The sequence below is a fragment of the Christiangramia pacifica genome (assembly GCF_057221535.1).
Genome location: NZ_CM170146.1, coordinates 287,237 through 305,771 on the forward strand (window position 1 = coordinate 287,237; position 18,535 = coordinate 305,771).

At 38.9% G+C, this 18,535-nt stretch carries 16 protein-coding genes; 11 read left to right on the plus strand and 5 right to left on the minus strand.

Translation table 11 applies throughout. From position 1 onward, the window contains the following. Positions 1-5: 5 nt before the first annotated feature. The 3 genes from AC2S94_RS01330 to AC2S94_RS01340 all read right to left on the minus strand — a co-directional run bounded on the left by AC2S94_RS01330 (position 6) and on the right by AC2S94_RS01340 (position 3,414). Positions 6-1,079, minus strand: coding sequence for a homoserine dehydrogenase family protein (locus AC2S94_RS01330; RefSeq protein WP_484629717.1), 1,074 nt, complete (start codon positions 1,077-1,079; stop codon positions 6-8). After that, complete coding sequence (locus tag AC2S94_RS01335; protein WP_484629718.1) at positions 1,042-2,055, minus strand: alpha/beta fold hydrolase; 1,014 nt, start codon at positions 2,053-2,055, stop codon at positions 1,042-1,044. The genes AC2S94_RS01330 and AC2S94_RS01335 overlap by 38 nt, the downstream gene beginning before the upstream one ends. A gap of 66 nt (positions 2,056-2,121) precedes the next feature. Beyond that, positions 2,122-3,414: an O-acetylhomoserine aminocarboxypropyltransferase/cysteine synthase family protein gene (locus tag AC2S94_RS01340; RefSeq protein ID WP_484629719.1), complete on the minus strand. Its 1,293-nt coding sequence runs from the start codon at positions 3,412-3,414 to the stop codon at positions 2,122-2,124. A gap of 947 nt (positions 3,415-4,361) precedes the next feature. Here AC2S94_RS01340 and metK point away from each other — a divergent pair. The 11 genes from metK (at position 4,362) to AC2S94_RS01395 (ending at position 17,010) form a co-directional block, all read left to right on the plus strand. Continuing rightward, positions 4,362-5,624 carry a methionine adenosyltransferase gene (metK, locus tag AC2S94_RS01345; RefSeq protein WP_484629720.1) on the plus strand — a complete coding sequence of 421 codons (1,263 nt, stop codon included), beginning with the start codon at positions 4,362-4,364 and terminating at the stop codon, positions 5,622-5,624. A gap of 125 nt (positions 5,625-5,749) precedes the next feature. Continuing rightward, positions 5,750-7,114, plus strand: coding sequence for an acyl-CoA dehydrogenase family protein (locus tag AC2S94_RS01350; RefSeq protein ID WP_484629721.1), 1,365 nt, complete (start codon positions 5,750-5,752; stop codon positions 7,112-7,114). A 21-nt stretch (positions 7,115-7,135) separates the two neighbouring features. After that, a complete protein-coding gene (locus AC2S94_RS01355) occupies positions 7,136-8,065 on the plus strand; it encodes a 2-hydroxyacid dehydrogenase (RefSeq protein ID WP_484629722.1) in 930 nt (309 codons plus the stop codon). Between the two features lie 18 nt (positions 8,066-8,083). Beyond that, a complete protein-coding gene (locus AC2S94_RS01360; RefSeq protein WP_484629723.1) occupies positions 8,084-8,530 on the plus strand; it encodes a universal stress protein in 447 nt (148 codons plus the stop codon). A gap of 95 nt (positions 8,531-8,625) precedes the next feature. Continuing rightward, a complete protein-coding gene (locus AC2S94_RS01365) occupies positions 8,626-9,534 on the plus strand; it encodes a threonine/serine dehydratase family protein (protein WP_484630884.1) in 909 nt (302 codons plus the stop codon). Between the two features lie 47 nt (positions 9,535-9,581). Next, positions 9,582-12,926: an amidohydrolase family protein gene (locus AC2S94_RS01370; RefSeq protein ID WP_484629724.1), complete on the plus strand. Its 3,345-nt coding sequence runs from the start codon at positions 9,582-9,584 to the stop codon at positions 12,924-12,926. Positions 12,927-12,954: 28 nt separating this feature from the next. Next, a complete protein-coding gene (locus tag AC2S94_RS01375; protein ID WP_484629725.1) occupies positions 12,955-14,760 on the plus strand; it encodes an SLC13 family permease in 1,806 nt (601 codons plus the stop codon). 2 nt (positions 14,761-14,762) lie between these two features. Next, the gene (locus tag AC2S94_RS01380) at positions 14,763-15,095 is read left to right on the plus strand and encodes a DUF202 domain-containing protein (protein ID WP_484629726.1); all 333 of its coding nucleotides are present in this window, start codon (positions 14,763-14,765) and stop codon (positions 15,093-15,095) included. Positions 15,096-15,100: 5 nt separating this feature from the next. Continuing rightward, a complete protein-coding gene (locus AC2S94_RS01385; protein WP_484629727.1) occupies positions 15,101-15,460 on the plus strand; it encodes a DUF6122 family protein in 360 nt (119 codons plus the stop codon). Between the two features lie 254 nt (positions 15,461-15,714). Continuing rightward, on the plus strand, positions 15,715-16,329 hold the full coding sequence (locus tag AC2S94_RS01390) for a deoxynucleoside kinase (RefSeq protein WP_484629728.1): 615 nt from the start codon (positions 15,715-15,717) through the stop codon (positions 16,327-16,329). A gap of 12 nt (positions 16,330-16,341) precedes the next feature. Beyond that, positions 16,342-17,010: a sterol desaturase family protein gene (locus tag AC2S94_RS01395; protein ID WP_484629729.1), complete on the plus strand. Its 669-nt coding sequence runs from the start codon at positions 16,342-16,344 to the stop codon at positions 17,008-17,010. Positions 17,011-17,079: 69 nt separating this feature from the next. Here the strand turns inward: AC2S94_RS01395 and AC2S94_RS01400 are convergent, their stop codons facing one another. Both AC2S94_RS01400 and AC2S94_RS01405 read right to left on the minus strand, forming a co-directional pair. Then, the gene (locus AC2S94_RS01400) at positions 17,080-18,117 is read right to left on the minus strand and encodes an App1 family protein phosphatidate phosphatase (protein WP_484629730.1); all 1,038 of its coding nucleotides are present in this window, start codon (positions 18,115-18,117) and stop codon (positions 17,080-17,082) included. A 103-nt stretch (positions 18,118-18,220) separates the two neighbouring features. Beyond that, positions 18,221-18,469 (minus strand): DUF7218 family protein, encoded by a 249-nt coding sequence (locus AC2S94_RS01405; RefSeq protein ID WP_484629731.1) that lies wholly within the window; start codon positions 18,467-18,469, stop codon positions 18,221-18,223. Between the last annotated feature and the right edge of the window lie 66 nt (positions 18,470-18,535).

Here is an 18,535-nt window from a genome sequence, read left to right on the forward strand (position 1 = left end):
TTATTTTAGTTTAATCGTTCAGATATTTTCAAAATATCTCCAAATACTCCTCTAGCGGTCACTTCTGCTCCCGCTCCTGCACCGCGAATCACTAACGGCTGATCCTTATAAGATTCTGTGTAGATCTCGAAAATATTATCGGCTCCCTCTATTTGTCCAAGGACCGAAGCTTTTGGCTCATTGATAAGCTTAGCTTCCAGGCTGTCCTTTTCCACATCCAGTTCTCCAATATATCTGAGCACTTCATCCTTTAATTTTTTAGATCTGTAGCCTGCAAAATGTCCATCCAGTTCTGAAATCCTGGAATTGAATTCTTCCAGCGTGGTATCTCCATTCAGTTGTTTAGGAATAAGAGATTCAATTTTCACTTCTTCGAATTCCTTTTTCAACTGAAGTTCTCGTGCCAGGATGAGCAATTTTCTGCCCACGTCCTTTCCGCTTAGATCGATACGGGCATCAGGTTCGGTATATCCTAAAATTCCCGCTTCTTCCAAGACTTTCGAAAACTCCTTATCTTCTTTTGAATAGGTATTGAAAATGTAGCTCAGAGATCCTGAAAACACTCCTCTTATTCTGGTGACCTTTTCTCCCGATAGATGAAGATTCCTAAGAGTTTCGACTATGGGAAGTCCGGCGCCAACATTCGTTTCGTAAATAAAATTTTTCTTGTTCTTTTTCAATTCATTTCTCAGCTCTGTATAAAATTCAGAAGACAATGTGTTCGCAACTTTATTGGCTGCGATAATGTGACTACCGGCTTGTACCAGGGCAAAATACCGTTGCGGAAACTCTTCACTGGCGGTGGTGTCTATGGAAACCAAATTTTCAAAATCATGTTTTTTAAAATATTCCTCGATCTCTTTAAAGGAATATTGCTTTGAGCTTTTTTTAAAACCTTTATTCCAATCAGACTTTATTCCATTTGAATTTAAAAGAGCATGCGAGGAATCGGCTACCAGAATCAATTTCACGATCAATCCTGAAGAATTTTTTAAATGTTCCTCAGAAATTGCTAATTGTTCCAGTAGTTTACTGCCTACTTTACCCGGCCCAAACAGAGCGAGATGTATTGTTTTCATAGTTTTGTGTAGTTACTTGAAATATTGGTTTTAAAAATCTGTTCAACTGATCTGTTTCGATTAAAAAAGCATCGTGGCCGTGGATAGACCTAATCTCGTGGATACTAATATTACTTTTCAATAAGGATAGCTCGACATAAGTATTCCAGTTCTCTTCCGCCAGAAAAAACAGGTCTGAATTCACCGTTACAATGTGGATATCACCTTTTATCCTGCTTGCCGCCTCCAGGTAATCCCCAGAACCATGAGTAATATCGATCGTGGTTAGCAAGTGATTCATCAATTTATATGATGGAAGTGTAAATCGATTTTTCAATTTCTCACCGTGATGCAAAAGCCAGTTCTCCACCTCGAATGCCTGATTTTCCTGATTCCTTTTACCTTTAAATTTTTGAGCTAAAGATTGTGGAGTACGATAAAAGGTCATCGCATGCATTCTGGCGTCGTGCACAGGGTTAGATGAATTATTCAGAATATGATCCTGGATACTGCAATTCGCCACCAGCCAGTCAGTAGATTTATAATCACAAGCGATCGGAATTATATTTTCAGCTAGCGCTGGTTTTAGAACTGCCAGTTCCCAGGCTAATGCTCCGCCTATACTTCCACCGATAATGGCAAAAAGTTTGGTGATATTCAGTTTTTCAAGAGCCTGAGCCTGTATCTCCGCGATATCCCTCAACCTGAATTCCTTGTAATTTTCAAAGAATTGATCTTCGTGACCTTTAAACCCGTTTCCCGGAATGTTGAATGCAAGGACACAAAACTTATCAATATCGATACACTTATTCTTACCAATTAGATCTTTCCACCAGCCTTTACTGCCAGTTACCAAAGAATTTCCCGTTAGCGCATGGTTTACAAGAATGATCGGGGCTTCTGTTGGTTTCTTTCCGAAGAACTGGTAACTCAGGTTTATATCCTGAACGGTTCCTGCGGAATTTTTAAAGTTTTCTATTTTAATCTCTTCAAGCATTTCTTTTAGTTTAAACCGGGAAAAGGTTTTCTGTACTTTTCCCGGATGTTTTAATCAACCAACATTTTAAACCAATGATTTCTTTTTAATTTGAGCGAAAGCCTCCTTCAGGTCATTCTTAAGATCTTCCACATCTTCTAATCCAACAGACAAGCGAACTAGATCTGGAGTCACTCCTGTTGAAACCTGCTCATCTTCTTTAAGTTGCTGATGTGTAGTACTCGCCGGGTGAATTATTAAAGATTTTGTATCTCCAATATTTGCCAATAATGAGAATACTTTAGCTTCGTCCACTACGGTTTTAGCAGCGTCAAAACCTCCTTTTAAACCGAATGTTACGAGTCCGCTCTGGCCCTCCGGCAGATATTCTTTAGCCAGTTTATAATAATTGCTATTTTCAAGTCCGGGATAATTAACCCATTCCACTTCTTCCTGTTCCTGAAGCCATTTGGCCAGTTCCAGTGCATTTTTACTATGTTCTTTAATTCTAATTTTTAAGGTTTCCAGACCCTGAATGATCTGGAAGGCGTTGAACGGACTTAAAGCTGCACCGTGATCTCTCAATCCTTCAATTCGCACCTTCGCTATAAATGCTGCTTCTTCAAGAGCTTCGTGGTAAACCAGTCCGTGGTAGCCTGGAGATGGTTCAGTGAATTCAGGAAATTTCCCATTTGCCCAGTCAAATTTACCGGCATCGATGATTACGCCACCAAGGGCAGTTCCATTACCATTGATATATTTTGTTAGAGAATGGATCACGATATCTGCACCGTGCTCAATAGGATTCAATAGATAAGGGGTAGCAACCGTATTGTCTACAATGAATGGAACCTTGAAAGCTTTTGCTTTTTTTGAGATCGATTTTAAATCTAAAACATCCAGTTTTGGATTTCCTAAAGACTCAGCAAAAAACACCCTTGTGTTTTCTTTCGCTGCTTTGGTGAAATTTGTTGGATCTGAAGGATCTACAAATGTTGTGGTGATCCCAAATCTTGGCAATGTATTTTTAAGAAGATTAAAAGTTCCGCCGTAAAGACTGCTGGAAGCCACGATATGATCGCCTGCTCGCAATAATGTTAGCAAAGCGGTATTAATTGCTGCTGTTCCAGATGCCGTCACTACTGCAGCGATTCCGCCTTCCAGGGCTGCTAGTCTCTGCTCCAGGATATCCAGCGTTGGATTATTAATTCTAGTATAAATATATCCCGGTTCGGCTAACGAGAAAAGTGCCGCCGCATGATCGGAATTATTAAATACATACGAAGTGGTTTGATAGAGTGGCACTGCTCTGGTTCCGCCATTTTGTTTTACATCGTGTCCTGCGTGTAATGCTTTTGTTGAAAAATTTTGAGTACTCATGATATTGCTTTTTAATGTTATTGAACTATTCCTAATAAAAAAGTCCCCCTGAAATGCTATTACCAGGGGGACTTTTAGAATTGAACTTTATAACTAATTAAATTCTTAAGTTTTGGCAATAGCGTTCCATGCGACGCATACACATCACATCCATACACATTATCATCATTAAGTTGCCAAAAGTTCTCATTAGTACTTTTAATTTTTCACTCAATCTGGGAGCTTGGTTATTTTACTGTTTCAATTTTTCCTTTTCGTCAAGCTGAAATTGTTTCAGCTTCTCAAAAGTCCTGAGTAAAGTTCAGGATGACATTATATTTTATTTCAACTTGAAAATCCGGATACAAAAAAAGCCGCTGCGGTTGGCAGCGGCTTTTTGCAATTATATCTTTTCAGTTTTATGCAATAGAGTTCGCTGCGGAAGGCTTCCACATCATACACATCATATTGCAAAAAGTTCTGATCATTTTCTTGTTTTCTGAATTACAAAGATATGCACGGAAATTTTTAAAATCCAAGTCTTTACCTGAAAATAAATTGGAAAAATTCTAAATCCTCTTATTTTGTTGGTGTTTTGAAAGCATTTTTTTTGCCTCGCTTTCTTCAATTCTAAAATGCGTTAGGGATTGAGCGGTTGTTTGAGCTCTCCCGATTTTTCATCGGGAAGCGAGCCGTGAAAGCCCGGCGCGAGCCAATTATGGCGAAGCGCAACGCCCAAATGAAATTGGTCACTATCAAAATTGGATAAATTGACGTTAAATCCATTTGGTATGATATGAATTTTTATACATTTGTACCCAACATATTGAAAGGGATAGATTTGACTGATTGCAACCCTATGATACTTGAAAAAGTATTTGAAAATGCTAAAGCAGAATGTTTACTACACTCCACTTAGCCCTTCACGTCAAATTTTACCGTTCTTATAATTTAAAAAAAGGAATTGAATGGCTTATTTATTTACTTCAGAGAGTGTTTCTGAAGGGCACCCGGATAAAATTGCAGATCAGATTAGTGATACCTTATTAGATAATTTTCTCGCATTTGACGGGGAATCTAAAGTTGCCTGTGAAACCCTGGTAACAACAGGACAGGTGGTGCTTGCTGGTGAAGTGCGAAGTAATACTTATTTAGATGTACAGAATATTGCCAGGGATGTGATCAATGATATTGGTTATACCAAAGGCGCTTATAAATTCAGTGGGGATTCCTGTGGTGTGATCTCTTTGATCCACGAGCAGTCGCAAGATATTTACCAGGGTGTAGATCGTGGGAATAAAGAAGAGCAAGGTGCTGGTGACCAGGGAATGATGTTTGGTTATGCGACCAATGAAACTGAAAATTATATGCCTCTTGCGCTGGATATTTCTCATAAGATCCTGATCGAACTTGCCAAACTTAGACGTGAAGGAAAGGAAATCGAATATCTGAGACCCGATTCTAAAAGTCAGGTAACTATTGAGTATAGCGATGATAACGTTCCACAAAGGATCGTGGCGATCGTGGTTTCTACTCAACATGACGATTTTGATGCTGATGACGAAAAAATGCTTTCGAAGATAAAAAAGGATATTATCGAGATCCTGATCCCGAGAGTAAAAGAGCAACTTCCGGAATATGTTCAGAAATTGTTCAATGACGATATCGTTTATCACATTAACCCAACCGGGAAATTTGTAATTGGAGGGCCTCATGGTGACGCCGGACTCACCGGTAGAAAGATCATCGTAGATACTTATGGTGGAAAAGGAGCTCACGGAGGTGGCGCATTTTCGGGAAAAGATCCTTCGAAAGTTGACCGTTCTGCTGCCTATGCTTCCAGACATATTGCAAAAAATTTAGTTGCTGCGGGCGTAGCTCCTGAAATACTGGTTCAGGTATCTTATGCGATTGGAGTGGTTGAACCAACTTCAATTTCAGTTTATACTTACGGAAAGAAAAATACAGATCTAACCGATGGGCAAATCGCAGAGAAAGTAAAAGAGATTTTTGACATGCGTCCTGCTGCTATAGAAGACAGATTGAAACTAAGAAATCCAATCTATCGTGAAACTGCGGCTTATGGGCACATGGGTAAAGAACCTCGCACGGTTACCAAGATATTTGAGAGTCCGTATAAAGGGAAGATTACCAAAGAAGTAGAATTATTTACCTGGGAAAAACTGGATTACGTTCATAAAGTAAAGGAAGCGATTTCCATCACCGAATAAATTTTATTTCACGTAAAAAATCAAGGCCGCCAACAAGCGGCCTTTTTTTATCATTTCTTCGGAAAACCTTAACAGCGGTGAGCTTTATTAATTCCTATTTTTAAAATTCACCAACTGGTTTTCCAATGTCCATTTTCAGAAAAGTAAAAAATACGATCAACCTGCTTAAGTCGGTTGACATGGATCAATTAGCTAAAATCAATGAAAAAATTGACCTGGCCGATGCCATGAAATCTTTAGGCAGTTTAGATGACCGTCAACTGGCCGGATTGATGAAAATGTTAAAAAGCAAAGGCAAAAAAGGCCAGCATGACCTCCCTCCTATTGATGGTGATTTTTACAATCTAGATCTGAAATTAACGAAAGAACAAAGAGAGATTCAATTAAAGGTTCGCAATTTCATGGAAGATGAAGTTAGACCTTTAGTGAATGATTACTGGAAGAAGGATCAGTTTCCATTTGAGGTGATTGAAAAATTCAGGGATCTGAATATCGTTGGAGTTCCTTATGAAGGTTATGGATGTCCTAATCTTCCGTTTCTAATGGAAGGAATTATAGCCCAGGAAATTGCCAGGGTGGATGTTTCGATTTCAACATTTTTTGGAGTCCATAGCGGTTTAGCAATGGGCTCTATTTATTTATGCGGAAGTGAAGAACAAAAGCAGGAATGGCTCCCAAAAATGCAGAAGATGGAAAAGATCGGAGCTTTTGGTCTTACGGAACCAAATGTTGGATCAGGAGTTGCTGGAGGTCTTGAAACTACCTGTAAGTTTGATGGAGAAAACTGGGTTCTGAAGGGACAGAAGAAATGGATCGGAAACGCAACATTTGCTGATGTGGTGGTAATTTGGGCCAGAGACCTGGATTCTAATCAGGTAAAAGGATTTTTAGTCAGAAAAGAAAATCCAGGTTTCAAAACTGAAAAGATTCAAGATAAAATGGCTTTGAGAATCGTTCAAAATGCCATTATCACCTTGACCGATTGTAAAATCCCGGAAAGTGACCGATTACAAAATGCTAACTCTTTTAAAGACACGGCAAATGTATTGAGAATGACCAGAGCCGGAGTTGCGTGGCAAGCTGTAGGATGTGCCAGAGGTGCTTACGAAAGTGCTCTGAAATACACAAAGAAAAGAGAGCAGTTTGGAAGACCAATCGCTTCTTTTCAGTTGATTCAGAATCATTTGGTAGAGATGTTGTCAAATCTTACTTCCATGCAAACTTTATGTTTCAGACTTTCCGAAATGCAGGATCAGGATATGCTAAAAGATGAGCATGCCAGTCTTGCGAAAGTTTATTGCAGTATGAGAATGCGCGACGTGGTTAGCCAGGCTCGCGAGGTTATGGGAGGAAACGGAATTTTATTAGAATATGATGTAGCGCGTTTTGTGGCAGATGCCGAAGCGATCTATAGTTACGAAGGAACTAAAGAAATTAATTCGCTTATTGTGGGCCGTGCCATTACAGGTTACAGTGCCTTTGTAAGCTAAAATGAAAAAGAAAACTAAATTATGTCTGTATTGATTGTATGTCCGGGGAAGGATCCGGAAAATTGGGTGGATGCCCTAAAAAATCAGCATCCAGGAATGAATGTATATGTTTATCCTGAGGATCATGATAATGAAGAAGTAGAATTCGCCTTGTCATGGAATCATCCCAGAGGACTGTATAAAAATTATCCAAATCTTAAAGTTATCGCCAGTATGGGCGCAGGTGTGGATCATATTTTAAGCGACGATGCACTACCTGAAGGAGTAAAGATCACCAAAGTTGTTGATGAAACATTAACCGAAGACATGGGTGATTTCGTACTAAGCCAGGTGATGAATCACATTAGAGGATTGCACCATTATGTGAAATCCCAAAGCAGAAAAGAATGGGAGAAATTTCAGTACAAGAGACCACAGGATACTACTGTTGGTATTATGGGACTTGGAGTGCTTGGTAACGCTGTAGCTGATAAACTACACAAGAATTTTTTCAAAATCAACGGATGGTCCAGAACTCAAAAGGATTGTGAAAATGTAAATTCTTACTATGGCAAGGATCAATTGGAGGAGTTTCTTGAAAGTTCTGAAATTTTGGTTTGTTTATTACCTTTAACAGAGGATACTGAAAATATTCTTAACGCAGATTTATTTGACATGTTACCTCAGGGTGCTTACATAATAAACGTAGGTAGAGGGGAACATTTAGTAGAACATGACCTAATGGAAATGATCGATAATGGTCATCTTTCCGGAGCTTCCTTGGATGTTTTCAGAGAAGAGCCGTTACCGGAAGAGCATCCTTTTTGGGAACATGACAAAATAAATATTACGCCTCACATCGCAAGTTTAACCAAGCCTGAATCTGTAGTTCCTCAAATTGCTGAGAACTACGACAGGATGAAAGAAGAAGAACCACTTAAAAACCAGGTGGAACTAGAGAAAGGTTACTAACAATTTAAGCTTTTACAGATGGATACAATGAAGAATATCATGGTTGCTGTCGATTTTAACGACAGTATTGGTGAGTTGATGGTTTACGCCGATAGCCTTGCGCAGAAATTTGGGTCTAAGGTGTGGGTTTTGCATGTTGCAGATCCAGAACCGGATTTTGTTGGTTACGAACCGGGACCCCAATATATTCGTGATATCAAAGCAGAAGAGTATCGCGAGGAGCACCATAATCTCCAGGAGATCTGTAAAAACTTTATAAGTGAAGATATTAAAGCGGATGCTTTGCTAATCCAGGGTTCTACTGTAGAAACTGTTTTAAACGAAGCAAAAAAACTAAATATTGATCTATTGATAGTGGGTACGCATAAGCATAGTTTTCTACATAATCTATTGCAAGAAAGCGTGTCTATGGAACTCATCAAAAAAGCTGAAATTCCTATGCTCACCATACCGATAGATGAATAAACTTTTATATAATTCCCCGAGATCTTCGGGGAATTTTTATTTTCACTCTAAACTTTAGAATCTTGAAAATAGAGAAATCCCATTTAGAAGAAGTTATGAGTCGGGTGAGTCCACATATCCATCGAACTCCCGTTTTAACTTCAAGTCTACTAAACCAGCTTTCTGAATGTGAGCTTTATTTTAAATGCGAGAATTTTCAGAAAATGGGTGCTTTCAAAATGAGAGGAGCTACAAATGCAATTTTAAATCTTTCAGAGAAGCAAAAACAAAAAGGAGTAGTTACACACAGCTCCGGAAATTTTGCCCAAGCGCTTTCACTTTCAGCTAAAAATTTAAAGGTTCCTGCATATATCGTCATGCCAGATTCGGCTCCTGAAGTTAAAAAAGCAGCGGTCAGAACCTATAAAGGTGAGATCACTGAATGTCTTTCTACATTAAAAGATCGGGAAGCTACAGCCAGTAAGATCCAGGAAAAAACGGGCGCAACTTTTATTCATCCTTCTAATGATATAGACGTTATTCTTGGACAGGGTACTGCAGCAATAGAGTTACTTGAAGATCATCCCAACCTGGATTTCATTGTTTGCCCTGTAGGAGGCGGTGGTTTGATTGCAGGGACTGCCTTAGCTGCAAGATATTTCGAAGACAATTGCAAGTGTATTGGCGCAGAACCAATGGAGGCAGATGATGCTTGGAGGTCTTTTAAAAGTGGTAAGATCGAATCTAATGACACCGCAAACACCATGGCCGATGGACTAAAAACCCAGCTCGGGGATCAGAATTTTCCAATTATATTGGAACATGTAGAAGATATTATTCGGGTTTCAGAAAATGAAATTAAGGAGGCTTTGAAACTTATTTGGGAACGCATGAAAATTATAGTAGAACCCTCCAGCGCCGTACCTCTTGCCGCAATTTTAAAAGAAAAGGAGAGGTTCAGAAATAAAAAAGTCGGTATTATTATTTCCGGCGGAAATGTTGATCTCAGCAAACTTCCATTTTAACCAAAAAAGAGTAGTCATAAATAATAAACAGCCCAACTTTCATCAAAATGAAAGATGCTGTATATTTAAGTACTATAAACTACTCAATCATGCATAATTACCGAAAGGTTTTAATCCTTTTACTCGTTCTGATCAGTTTTAATTCTGCTTTTGCACAAAAAGACGGGAAAAAAAATGAAAAATGGGATGTTTCTGACCCTTATCCCGATAACTGGAAGTTCAAAACTCTTCAATTAAATACCGATGAAGGAACCTGGATGAATCTGGACGTAAGTCCGGATGGGAAAACGATCGTTTTTGATCTTTTAGGTGACATCTATAAAATGCCCATAAGTGGTGGAAAAGCTACGATTCTTAGAACAGGAATTCCATATGAAGTTCAACCCCGATTCAGCCCGGACGGATCTAAGATCTCGTTTACCAGTGACGCCGGGGGCGGAGATAATATCTGGGTAATGGATACTGATGGTAAAAACGCAGAACAGATCACAGAGGAAAAATTTAGGTTGTTGAATAATGCGGTATGGACCGCCGATGGAAATTCGATCATTGCCAGAAAACATTTCACTTCTGGAAGATCCCTGGGAGCGGGTGAAATGTGGCAGTATCATATCGCTGCCAAGGGTGGAATTCAGCTTACCGAACGCAAGAACGATCAGCAGGATGTAAATGAACCTAGTATTACTTCAGATGGAAAATATCTTTTTTACAGTGAAGATATGTATCCCGGTGGTAATTTTCAGTATAACAAAGACCCGAACAAACAGATCTATGTTATTAAAAGATATGATTTTGAAACCGGAGAAACCATAATCATTACTGGTGGTCCAGGTGGCGCAGCGAGACCTGAAGTTTCACCGGATGGAAAAAAACTGGCCTTTGTAAAAAGAATTAGAACCAAATCTGTTCTATTCATCCATGACCTGGAAACAGGGGAAGAATGGCCCGTTTTTGACAAGCTAAGCAAAGATCAGCAGGAGGCCTGGGCGATTTTTGGAGTGTATCCAAACTACAGTTGGATGCCAAACAATAAAGAACTGGTTTTCTGGGCAAATGGAAAGATCAATAAAGTAAATATTGAAAATTACGAAGTTTCAGAAATTCCTTTTGAGGTATCTAATGAAATTAAGATCGCAGAAACTTTGCAAACAGATCACAAGGTATTCACTGAAAATTTTGATGCCAAAGTGATTCGCCATGCAGTGACCTCACCAGATGGAAAAACGCTGGTTTTCAATGCGGTTGGATATCTATGGAAAAAATCGCTACCGAACGGTAAACCTCAGCGCATCACCGATTCTGAAGATTTTGAGTTCGAACCTTCTTTTTCACCAGATGGAGAAAGCATTATTTATGTGAGCTGGGACGATGAGGAACTTGGAAGTATCAAAACCATTTCATTATCTGGAAACTCTGAAAAAACCTTAACCTCATCAAAAGGAATTTATCGAAATCCGTCTTATTCCAATGATGGCAAAATGATCGTTTTTTCAAAAGAAAGCGGAAACAGCGACCAGGGACAGACCTTTACTAAAGAACCCGGAGTTTATACGATGACTTCAGATGGTAAGAATGAAAAGAGACTGGTCAGGGAAGGATTATTCCCGATTTTTAATGCTAACGATTCAAGAGTATTCTTCCAGACCGGAGGTTACTTTTTTGGAAGTATCACTAAAAGTCTGAAAAGTGTTGACCTGAACGGAAAAGATGAAAGAACTCATATCAATTCAAAATATGCGAACCGAATTCTTCCAAGCCCGGATAATAAATGGATACTTTTCAGTAATCTTCACAAGGCATATGTAGCGCCATTTGCGATGACCGGCCAGCCGGTAGATCTAACACCAGACTCGAAAACCCTTCCGGTAACTCAGGTTACTAAAGACGCGGGCGTAAATCTGCACTGGTCCAATAACAGTAAGAATATCCACTGGACGCTAGGTGACGAATATTTTACCAACGATATAGAAAACAGGTTTACTTATCTTAAAAATTCCCCTGATTCCATTCCGCCTATGACGGAAAAAGGAACTAAGATCGGTTTAAAGATCAAAACTGATGTTCCGGAAGGCATGATTGCATTCACAAACGCTCGAATTATTACCATGAATGAAGGTGAAGTGATCGAAAATGGAAGCATTCTTATCAAAGGAAATAAAATTGAAGCCATAGGAGATTCAGAAGAGGTGAAAATACCAAATTCGGCGATGGTCTACAATGTTTCAGGAAAAACGATCATGCCGGGAATAGTTGATTCTCATGCGCATATTGGTGCTTTCAGGTACGGTCTCACTCCCAAAAAGCACTGGCCATCATATGCTAATCTTGCTTTTGGAGTAACCACGGCGCATGATCCTTCTGCTTTAAGTGAAACTGTTTTCGGCATTGCTGAACTTATAAAAAGCGGTGATATGTTTGGTCCAAGACTGTATTCTACGGGAATAATTTTATACGGGGCTGATGGAGATTTCAAAGCAGAAATCAATAGTATTGACGATGCCAGATCTGCAATTAGAAGAACCAAAGCTTTTGGGGCAACTTCTGTAAAAAGCTATAACCAACCGAGACGTGAGCAAAGACAACAGGTTCTGCTCGCAGCGAAAGAATTGAACATGAATGTGGTTCCCGAAGGTGGTTCTACGTTTTTCCACAATATGAATATGATCATAGACGGCCATACCGGAATTGAGCACAATATCCCGGTTGCACCGGTTTACAAAGATGTGCTGAGTCTGTGGAGTGCTTCGAATACCGGCTACACTCCTACCTTGATCGTAAACTACGGCGGAATTAACGGTGAATATATTTTTTACGATAAAGATAATGTCTGGGAAAATGAGCGATTGCTGACATTCACTCCAAGAGAACTGGTAGATTCCAGAGCTAGACACAGAACCAAGCTTCCTGAAGAAGAGTATGAAAATGGTCCCGTGCTGGTTTCAAAAACAGCAAAAGCACTTTCAGATGAAGGAGTAAAAGTAAATATGGGCGCACATGGACAGCTGCAAGGATTAGGAGCTCACTGGGAATTGTGGTTGCTTCAAATGGGTGGCATGAGCAACATGGAAGCTTTGAAAACAGCCACCATTAATGGTGCTCAATATATTGGAATGGATAAGGAAATAGGATCCCTGGAAAAAGGAAAGCTTGCTGACCTTATCGTACTGGAGAAAAATCCGCTGGAAGATATCAGGAATTCGGAGTCAGTAATTTATACGATGGTGAATGGAAGATTGTTTGATGCAAAAACTATGAACCAGATAGGTAATGAACCGGAAGAAAGAACTAACTTCTACTGGGAAAACAATAAATATAATTCCGCCTTTCAGTGGCACGAAAGCACTCAAAGCTTTAACAGACCTACTTGCATTTGCCATGGCACGCAAAATTAATGCTTAGCATGAGATAAAATCAATAAGGATGGAATTATATCTAACAGTCGGGATAATTATCATAGGGATCATTCTCTTTGTGCGCGATTATTTCTCGATAGATACCACTTCCATTATTATCATGGCTCTTTTTATAGTTTCAGGAGTCTTAAGTCCGGAAGAGGGATTTTCTGGATTTAATCACCCGGCAACTATCACGCTGGGCTGTATGTTTGTAGTAAGTGCCGCCGTTTTCAAATCTGGTGTGATCGATGGATTGAGTGCCAAACTCATTAAAATAGCACGGATTAATTATTTCCTTGCCCTGGTTTCATTGTGTATCACTTCTGCAGTTCTTTCAGCCTTTATAAATGATTCTGCTGTGGTGGCTATTTTAATTCCGGTAGCGTTGTTGGTTTGCCGAGAAGCGAATATCAGCCCGGCACGGCTTTTAATTCCTATATCATTTTCAGCATTATTCGGCGGAACCTGTACGCTGATTGGTACTTCCACCAATATCCTCGTGAGCAGCTATGCTGAAAAATTAGGATCTGAAGCCTTCGGCATGTTCGAATTTTCCCTTGCAGCTCTTTGTTTGCTTACCATTGGGATGACCTATATTTTCATTGTGGGGCCAATCTTATTGCCTAAAAGAGATCTGCCTGAAGACGCCGGACTTAAGAAGGAAGCTGAAAAATATATGGCCGAAATTGAACTTCTGAAAGAAAGTGATGATGTAGATGTTTCCATTTCAGAATCTAAACTGGTAAATGATTTTAAGGTTCAGATATTAAGAATTAAACGGAAGCATTATCGTGTTTATGAAATTAACGGAGAAACTGTTCTTCGAGAAAGTGACCTGATAAGAATTCTGGTGGATCCAGTGAACCTGGCGAAATTGAAGGTTAGAAAAGGTCTTAAGGTTATTGGCGATAAAGAAAATGTTCATAATGTCGCACCCAATGATAAGATCTCGCCTAAGAATAACACGCCTAACGAGGATAAGAAGATCTACGAGGTAATGATTCCCTATGGTTCTGAGCTTGCGGAAAGATCGATCAAACAATTAAATTTCAGAAGCACTTATTACGCTTCTGTTCTTGCTATTAGGCATCGAAAGGAAACGATCACAGAAGATGTCTCTCACGTGGTTTTAAAGGAAGGAGATATGATGCTTTTATTCGCATCAGAAAAAGCTATTTCCTTATTAACCAAAGAAAAACTGATAGTTACTCTTTCAGAATACCAGGGAAGAAGAGTTGATTACAAAAAGGCCGTTCCAGCACTACTTATTGTGATTGGTGTAGTGAGCGCTGCAGCTTTTAATATTACTTCCATTCTTATTAGCGCGATGGTTGGAAGTCTGCTGCTGGTCACTCTTACCATTTTGAAACCTCAGGAAGCTTACGAGGCGATCGAATGGAAGGTTATATTTATGATTGCCGGCGTACTTTCTATGGGTAAAGCCCTGGAAAAAACGGGTGGCTCAGATATCATTTCGCAATATATTTATGAGTCTTTAGGAACGATGGATCCAAGATGGACGCTGAGTCTGATTTTTCTTTTTACCTTTCTTTCCACCAATGTTTTATCGAGCAAAGCTGCGGCAGCCTTAATGACGCCCATTGTTATAAGTCTTGCCGCTGCCATGCAGGTGAGCGAAAAACCGTTTCTAATTGGTGTAATGTTCGCCTGTTCTCTTACCTTTATGACTCCGGTTAGCTACCCGGTAAATACTATGGTTTATGCTCCCGGAAATTACAGGTTCAGAGATTTTTTAAAGTTCGGAACTCCTCTTAACTTTATCATCTGGGTGGCAGCATCATTTGTGATCCCAATATTTTTTCCGTTTTGAATATGAGAAAAGTAAAACTCCACAATCCATTTAAGACCAGAATTATTGATGAAAAGCTTCTTCGGGAACATCTGGCTTTGGAAAGAACCAAATTGGCGAATGAAAGAACTCTGCTTTCATATATACGCGCCTCTATTTATTTGTTAATTAGCGGCCTCGCATTATTACAAATTAAAGATTACCAGGGAATAAGCCTTATGTGGGTTGGCTATCTATCTCTAATTATTTGTGTAGTTTTTCTTCTCGTTGGAATTTCGAGATATATAGCTCTTGAAAGAAAGCTTAACAGATTACTGAGACCAGACGATTCTGACAATACAGACCATTCAAAATAAGGCTGGTGATTCAACAGGTAGTTCATTATTCTTTACATTTTTTAGTCATAGGCGCTATAGCCTATTCTTACGACAAAAATAACTGGATCAAATACTGGCTGATTTTGGCAGCTACCATGCTGGTTGACCTTGATCATCTACTTGCCGACCCCATTTTTGATCCTGAAAGGTGCGGAATTGGATTTCATCCCTTACATTCAGAATTAGCAATCACAGCCTATGTTCTGGGAATGATATTTATAAAACAGAAAGTGATCAGGTTAATAAGTATTGGGTTGTTTTTCCATATGCTTACAGACCTTATAGATTGTATCTGGACCTATGCCAGGTGCGCTGGATGCGTTCAGGATTTCTTTAATTCTTAGCCGTTAACTAAAGTCTTATTTCGGTTTAGAAGTTATTAAATTTCACACTTATCACATTAGCTCTCAAACTTTAATTTTTATCTTCCGACGACTCAATTTTATGTATAATTTTTTGAATATGAATAGTTTAATACATCTCTACTTCAAATTTCCCAGATTCACAAAAAAATATCTTCAGTCTGGGTAGTATTTCTCTCATATTAATTCAATTATTTTATCTTTACAGTCCTTAATTCAGCCTAAGAAATCAAATTATGCATGTAGCCATAGCCGGAAACATTGGTGCAGGAAAAACCACTTTAACACGATTACTCGCAAAACATTACAATTGGGAACCTCAGTTTGAAGATGTTCTGGAAAACCCATATCTGGAAGACTTCTACAACAAAATGGAACGCTGGTCGTTTAACCTTCAGATCTATTTTTTGAATAGCAGGTTCAGACAGATTTTGCAGATCAGGGAAAGTGGAAAAAAGATCATTCAGGATAGAACTATCTACGAGGATGCATACATTTTCGCGCCTAACCTCCATGCTATGGGCCTAATGACGAACAGGGACTTTGAAAATTATAAATCTTTATTCGACCTGATGGAAAGCGTGGTACAGGGGCCAGATCTTCTTATTTATTTAAGAAGTAGCATCCCTAACCTTGTTGCACAAATTCATAGCCGCGGAAGAGATTATGAAAATACGATCTCTATTGATTATTTAAGCAGGCTTAACGAGCGTTACGAAGCCTGGGTGCATGATTATGATAAAGGTAATTTGCTGATTATTGATGTAGATAATATTAACTTTGTGGACAATCCAGAAGACCTGGGAGATATTATCAACCGTATTGATGGAGAGTTACACGGATTATTTTAAAGGAGAAAGAAAATGGAATCGACAAAATTAAGAAGACCTAAGCATAAGGGTTCACCAAAATTATTTGACAACCCTATACTTGAAAAACTAACTCATACCCACATTTCTATACCTCTGATCATTTTTGGAGTGATCGCTGCCGCATTGGTTTACTACGGAGTCATAGAAAAAGGATTTGAAGCTCCGGCGATGATTGGATTGTTCCTGGCGGGACTGTTCTTTTTTACATTTATCGAGTATGTGATGCACAGATACCTGTATCATATCCCTGCCACATCGCCTAGAAAACAGAAAATATCCTATACCATGCACGGAGTACATCATGATTATCCGAAGGATAAATCAAGACTTGCCATGCCTCCGCTTTTGAGCCTGATCATTGCAACAGTGTTGTTTATCATTTATCGTGCAGTACTTGGTGATTATGTATTTGGGTTTCTTGCCGGATTTTTAATTGGATATGCTGGTTATCTAGCGGTGCATTATTCTGTACACGCATTCAAAGTGCCAGATAATTTTTTAAAGATCTTATGGCATCACCACAGTATTCACCATTACAGAGAGCCAGATAGAGCTTTTGGTGTATCTTCCCCGTTATGGGACCAAATTTTCAGAACAATGCCTAGAAAATCTCCGACTAGCCAGAGAGCTGCTGTTGGAACAAGCATTGATCCTAGTTAGAAAAAATTGATCTAAAATATTGAAAATCCCGGTTTTGCCGGGATTTTTTATTTTTGAGTAGGATCGCTTTTACTGAATGAAACCATTTTCCCGTGCATGCTTTTCGGCTTCATTGGAGTCTTCTGCAAGTAAAACCGGAACCGAATCAAATTCATCAATAATACTTCTCACCCGCTCCATTCTTTTTTTATGTTTGACGCTTCGAAGATAGATAGCCAGAATCCTGTCTGAATACTGAGCCGCGATGTCTGTGTAAATACTCGCATCGTGTTCACCACTGTCGCCGATCAAAATAAATTTAAGGTCTGGATAAGTTTTTAAAATGTTCGTGATCTCCTTTTGCTTATGGGGTTTTTCAGGCTTCAGCGTACTTTCAAAAGGAGTTCTTAGATCACGTAAAAGAATAGGCCCTTTGGGAAATTTATTATATCCTAAGAACAATTTCAGGTATTCATACATATTCCATGGACTGTTACTTAAGTAGAACATTGGATTCTTATTCTTTCCACTTTTACCTTTATGTAATTTCTGATATAAATCTGGAGCATCTTTTAAAGGAATTCTTTTATAGGCATTGGTAAGCAGAGAATTCTTCAGCAAGCGCCATTTTAAAAACGAAGTCACGCCGGTGTGTAAAATTGTATCATCTATATCGCTGATGACACCAAATTCAGCATCCTTTTGTGGGACCAGAAATTCTCCACGAAACGGGTTCGCGATCAATTCGGTATTTTTTTCAACCTCGCTCCGGTAATAAATTTCATAATCTACCCATCCTTCTTCAGAAGCGTGTTCAGACAGGTTTTCCTCGATAGTTTTATCGAAAAGAAAATATCCTTCATCATTCGTTTGGGCGTTAAGGGTAATCTTATCCGGAATTCTTAATTCAATATCAGCATCAGGAATCTCGAAACTGTCAAATTGCTTCCAGGTATTTTTAATCGTTCTGTAAATAGATTGCTCTTTAACAATTTTCAGAGGCTCATTATCAAGCGCCCTGCCTTTTACATATAAATGGGAAAAAGTACCGTAACTGCGATAAGGAATTATATAAATCTGTTCCAGATTACGGTATCTTCCAATGATCTTCTTTAAACGTTTTATCATTAAAACATGAGCTTTGGAGTCAATTTACTTCTATTTCTGAAAAGCATTAATTTGAAGCGGAAGATTTATAAAACATTTAATAACTACCCAGGAATTTGTTCCTCTAATTATTCCTTAATGCTTTTATCAGCTCTTTTTTTGACATTTTACTTCTCCCTTCAATTCCAATCTCCTTCGCTTTTTGATAAAGTTCTTCCTTGGTTCTTTCTTCATATTTTTCAGCCTTTCCACCTTTTTTACCAGAATTGGGATCATTAGCGATCCTGGCTGCTTTTTGCTTACTCATACCCTGGTCCAGAAGTTCTTCATATTGTTCATCATTCTTTATACTGGGTCCATGATCTTTCGCCATAACTTTTCAATTTTAAATTTCATCTTAAATCTACAATTTCAAACATTTAAATTTCCTGAATGGCAG

Bases quoted from the DNA above. Each gene is read 5' to 3' on its own strand.
- AC2S94_RS01330 (WP_484629717.1), bottom strand. From the start codon at position 1,079: ATGAAAACAATACATCTCGCTCTGTTTGGGCCGGGTAAAGTAGGCAGT.
- AC2S94_RS01335 (WP_484629718.1), bottom strand. From the start codon at position 2,055: ATGCTTGAAGAGATTAAAATAGAAAACTTTAAAAATTCCGCAGGAACC.
- AC2S94_RS01340 (WP_484629719.1), bottom strand. From the start codon at position 3,414: ATGAGTACTCAAAATTTTTCAACAAAAGCATTACACGCAGGACACGAT.
- metK (WP_484629720.1), top strand. From the start codon at position 4,362: ATGGCTTATTTATTTACTTCAGAGAGTGTTTCTGAAGGGCACCCGGAT.
- AC2S94_RS01350 (WP_484629721.1), top strand. From the start codon at position 5,750: ATGTCCATTTTCAGAAAAGTAAAAAATACGATCAACCTGCTTAAGTCG.
- AC2S94_RS01355 (WP_484629722.1), top strand. From the start codon at position 7,136: ATGTCTGTATTGATTGTATGTCCGGGGAAGGATCCGGAAAATTGGGTG.
- AC2S94_RS01360 (WP_484629723.1), top strand. From the start codon at position 8,084: ATGGATACAATGAAGAATATCATGGTTGCTGTCGATTTTAACGACAGT.
- AC2S94_RS01365 (WP_484630884.1), top strand. From the start codon at position 8,626: ATGAGTCGGGTGAGTCCACATATCCATCGAACTCCCGTTTTAACTTCA.
- AC2S94_RS01370 (WP_484629724.1), top strand. From the start codon at position 9,582: ATGAAAGATGCTGTATATTTAAGTACTATAAACTACTCAATCATGCAT.
- AC2S94_RS01375 (WP_484629725.1), top strand. From the start codon at position 12,955: ATGGAATTATATCTAACAGTCGGGATAATTATCATAGGGATCATTCTC.
- AC2S94_RS01380 (WP_484629726.1), top strand. From the start codon at position 14,763: ATGAGAAAAGTAAAACTCCACAATCCATTTAAGACCAGAATTATTGAT.
- AC2S94_RS01390 (WP_484629728.1), top strand. From the start codon at position 15,715: ATGCATGTAGCCATAGCCGGAAACATTGGTGCAGGAAAAACCACTTTA.
- AC2S94_RS01395 (WP_484629729.1), top strand. From the start codon at position 16,342: ATGGAATCGACAAAATTAAGAAGACCTAAGCATAAGGGTTCACCAAAA.
- AC2S94_RS01400 (WP_484629730.1), bottom strand. From the start codon at position 18,117: ATGATAAAACGTTTAAAGAAGATCATTGGAAGATACCGTAATCTGGAA.
- AC2S94_RS01405 (WP_484629731.1), bottom strand. From the start codon at position 18,469: ATGGCGAAAGATCATGGACCCAGTATAAAGAATGATGAACAATATGAA.